Annotated in this window: 4 protein-coding genes; 1 reads left to right on the top strand and 3 read right to left on the bottom strand. The window is 74.4% G+C overall.

The annotated features are described in order from the left end of the window. Positions 1 to 157 precede the first annotated feature (157 nt). Positions 158 to 394, top strand: a complete 237-nt coding sequence (locus ACIQOV_RS31525) for a hypothetical protein (RefSeq protein ID WP_380553209.1) — start codon at positions 158 to 160, stop codon at positions 392 to 394. A 51-nt stretch (positions 395 to 445) separates the two neighbouring features. Here ACIQOV_RS31525 and ACIQOV_RS31520 read toward each other — a convergent pair whose 3' ends face one another. From ACIQOV_RS31520 to ACIQOV_RS31510, 3 genes are all read right to left on the bottom strand, one after another. Then, positions 446 to 2,026, bottom strand: coding sequence for a sigma-70 family RNA polymerase sigma factor (locus ACIQOV_RS31520; RefSeq protein WP_401054081.1), 1,581 nt, complete (start codon positions 2,024 to 2,026; stop codon positions 446 to 448). Between the two features lie 164 nt (positions 2,027 to 2,190). Further along, positions 2,191 to 3,183, bottom strand: a complete 993-nt coding sequence (locus ACIQOV_RS31515) for a CAP domain-containing protein (RefSeq protein ID WP_401054079.1) — start codon at positions 3,181 to 3,183, stop codon at positions 2,191 to 2,193. A gap of 115 nt (positions 3,184 to 3,298) precedes the next feature. Continuing rightward, the gene (locus tag ACIQOV_RS31510; protein ID WP_401054078.1) at positions 3,299 to 3,778 is read right to left on the bottom strand and encodes a GNAT family N-acetyltransferase; all 480 of its coding nucleotides are present in this window, start codon (positions 3,776 to 3,778) and stop codon (positions 3,299 to 3,301) included. Positions 3,779 to 3,873 lie beyond the last annotated feature (95 nt).

Below are 3,873 nucleotides of genomic sequence, written 5' to 3'. Positions count from 1 at the left end.
TGTGGTAGTTCTGTGGTGTGCGCTACCTATCGCGGCCCGCCCGCCGCCCGGCAGAGTCCCGGTCGGTTCGCGGGCCGTCCAACCTTTCCGGACACCCCTGCCGCGGGCCCGCGGGTCCGGGCCGTAACCCTTCCGGCGCAGCGTCGTTGGACCGGCCATGAAGAAGCGCAGCATGCTCGCCGTTGCCTCGCTCGCCGTTGGTGTCGTGGCCTCCCTCACCGCACCGAGTGCGCACGCCAGTGCCGTGGGCGGGCAGGAGGGACTGCCCGGGCCGCTGAGCAGCGCTCCGGACGTGGTGCCCGGGCAGGTCGGTGACGCGGGTGGCGTCCTCGGGGAGGCCACCGGCTATGTGACCGGGTCGGCGAACGGCCTGGTGGCGGCCACTCCCGCGTAGTCCGGCGCCGGCGCCCACCTCACCGGACACGGTCACGGTCACGGACACGGTTCAGGACATCGGGGCTCCGAGGTCCTGGGTCCAGTAGGGGGTGCCGGCGGAGCTGGTGGCGAAGCCGACGCCGATGTCCTTGAATCCGCAGTCGAGCATGTTGGACTGGTGGATTCCGCCGTCCATCCAGCGGGCGAAGACGGCGGCCGGGGTGGTCGGGCCCCGGTCGAGGTTCTCGCCCCACTGGGACCAGCGGTAGCCGGCGGCGGTGATCCGGGCCTCGGTGCGGACGCCCTCCGGGTTGACGTGGTCGAAGAAGCCGCGGGTGGCCATGTCGTCCGCGTGCTTCTGGGCCGTGCCGTGCAGCCGGGGGTCGATCCGCAGCGGGGCGCAACCCGCCCTGGCGCGTTCGGCGTTGACCAGGTCCACCAGCTGGCGTTCCGGGTTGGGCTGCGGTGTCGCGGCGGCGGTGCGGGTCGCGGTGGGCGTCGGTGCGGACGTCGCCGTCGCCGCCGGGCTCTCCGCGGGCAGCGGGGTCGGCTCGGGGGCGACGGCAGCGGGTGCGGCGGCGGCCGTCGGCGTGTCCGGTGCCGCGGCCGGAGCGGTGGGCTCGGGTGCCGTCGGCTGCGGGGGTTCGGCCTGCGGCCAGACCAGGGCCAGGGTGGTCACCGCGACCGCCGCGGCCGCCCCGCTCGCCAGGACGGCCTTGCGGGCCGCGGTGCCGGCCCAGCCGCCGTGCCCTCCCGCATGCGCCCCGGCACCGGCGTGAGCCCCGGCCCCCGCTCCGGTGGAGGCTCCCGTTCCGGTGGCGGCCGCCGAGGAGACGACGGCGGCCGCGGTGTGCTGGAAGTGCAGCAGCACGGGCCAGTCGAGCGGGATCGGCACCAGGGCGAGGCCGGCCAGCAGTCCCTCCGCCGGGAAGAGGTCCCGGCCGAGGCCGTCGCAGTCGGCGCAGTCGCGGATGTGGCGGGCTATGCGCTTGCGCCAGACCGAGTTCGGGGTGCCGTCGAACCCCGCGGTGAGCTCTGTCAGTCCGGGGCAGCGGGGGTAGGCGCAGAGCGCGCGGACGACGATGCGGCCCGCTTCGAGCTGCTTCTTCATCCGCTGTACGCGCACGGCGGTGTGCTGCGGGCTCAGGTCGAGGGCGTCGGCGAGTTCGGCCCGGGTCAGTTCGCCGGCGGCCTCCAGCCACCAGAGGGCGAGCAGCTCCCGGTCGTCCGGGTCCAGCCAGCGGGTGGCCTCGGCCACCTCGCGGCGCTGGCCGGACAGGCCGAGGCGCAGGATGGTGAGGTCCGTGAAGTCGGCCCGGGGGTCGGCGACCTCCCAGGTCTCGTCCAGCCCGCCGACGGTCGGCTGCTGCTGGCCGGCGGCGTGCCGACGGCGCACCTGGTTCATGGTGATGGCGACCAGCCAGGACCGGAAGGACTCGGGGTCGCGGAGCCCGTCCAGGCCGTCCAGGGCGCGGATCATGGTCTCCTGCGCGACGTCGTCCACGTCGGCGTGGCCGCCGAGGGCGCGGCCGGCCACGTTGTAGACGAGCGGCAGCCAGGCCGCGACCAGCGCCTCCTGGGCCTGCCGGTCACCTGCCTGCGCCGCTAGCACCAGGGTGGTCCCGGTCCTGTTCTGCACATCAGCGTTCATGGTCCGCACTCCGTCTTGCCGTGTATCCGTCCGCCGCTGCCTCCTCGGAGACCCGTGTGGAGTGATCAGATAACAACAATGTGCACGGAATCGGAAAATCGGTCCGGACTACTCGGCCCGAGCCTGAGCCCGGACCGGACCGGAGCGGACCAGGCCGGGCCGATTCACGCCGGGGACGCGAACACCTGGGTCCACCACGGACCGTTGGCGCCCGGCCGCACGCCCACGCCGAGCTGCTTGAACGAGCAGTTGAGGATGTTGGCCCGGTGGCCGGGGCTGTTCATCCAGGAGTTCATCACGTCGGCCGGGCCCTTCTGGCCGCGGGCGATGTTCTCGCCCCAGGTGCTCCAGCTGTAGCCGGCCGCCTCGATCCGGTGGTCGGCGTGGTAACCCTCGGGGCTGGCGTGGTCGAAGTAGTTGCGGTCGGCCATGTCGTTGCTGTGCGCCTGGGCGGCGCTCGTCAGCCGGGGCTCCGCGCTGACCGGCCCGCAGCCGGCCTTGCTGCGCTCGACGTTGACCAGGTCCACGACCTGCTGGGCGTACGACGGAGCCGCGCCGCCGCCCGCCGGCGGGGCCACGGTGGGCCGCTTGGGCGGGAACGGGAAGCCGCCGGTGGCGGCCCGGGCGGCGTCCGAGGCCGCCTTGGGCGCGGAGGCCGCGGGGGTGGGCGCGGCGTTCGGGGCGGCAGTGGCCGCGGCCGCCGGGGAGGCCGGAGCGGTCGTGGTCGGCGTGAGCGAGGTGCTCGGAACGGCCGCCGGGTCGGTGGCGGTGGGGGTGGCCGGGGGAAGGACGTCCGGGTTCGTCCCGCCGGCGCCGGGCACCTGGATGCCCTCGCGCGTGCCCAGCTCCGCAGAGATCAGCATGTCGGCGGAGAGCGACTGGCCCGCCGTGTCCCGGTCGGTCTGCTTGCCGCCGTACGCCGCGTAGCCCGCGCCGGCCAGCGCGGCGAACAGCCCGGTGCCGGCCACGGCCGCAACGACCGCGGTGACCGGCACGATCCCGCCGCGCCGACGCGCCCGCCGGCCCCGCCCGGTGTGCCGCTCGGCAGCCCGCCGTGCCGCCCGGCCGCCGGAGCGGCCGCCGGCTCCACTCCCGCTGTCGCTGCCGGCGCCGCCTCCGCTCGCCGGGAGGATGGTCGTCCTGTCGTCGCTGTTCACGTGGCCACGCTTTCTGTTCCGGGTCGACTGGTCGGGTGTCGACACATGGGAGACCTCCCGGCCGGGCGCCGATAACAGAAACTCCGAACGAATGTCCGGCGGTCGGGCCGCGGCCTCAGTCGACCGGTGCCTCCGGGGCCATGTCGTAGGTGAGGAACCTGGTCCGTACGGCGACCTTGTCGTATTTTCCGCGGGCCCGGTAATTGTCCTCGGAGGTGATCCAGCGGACGGTGTTCCAGCCGCGTTCCGCCGCGATTTCCCGCAGCCGGCCCAACAGCGCGTCCACCGCGCCGCCGCCCCGGACCTCGGGCGCCACGAACAGATCGTCCAGGAAGCACCCGACGGCCCCGTGCAGAGGTCGCGCGAACGGCCGGTAGTGCGCGAGGCCGACCGGCCTACCGTCGCCGTCCCGCACCAGGAGCCCCGCCACCTCGTGCCCCGGGTCCATCAGCCAGGACCAGACCAGCTCGGCCTTCTCCTCCGGAACCGGGACCCGGTAGAAGTCGCCGTACCCACGGAACAGTTCGCGCCAGGCCGCGAAGTCACCGGCCTCGGGCGCGCCGACGCTCCAGCGGGTCGTGGGGGTGTCGCTCATCTCGGTCTCCATCACTCGGAAGGTGGTGCGGGCCCTCAGCATGACGCCCCGTCGCCCCGTCGCTGATCACCGGCCCGGCCAAGAGCACCCGCCCC

The organism is Kitasatospora sp. NPDC091257 (genome assembly GCF_044757675.1).
In the GTDB taxonomy this organism is placed as follows: Bacteria; Actinomycetota; Actinomycetes; order Streptomycetales; family Streptomycetaceae; genus Kitasatospora; species Kitasatospora lactacystinica.
Note: the sequence above shows the minus strand (reverse complement) of the source record. Positions and strands in the feature narration are given on the sequence as shown.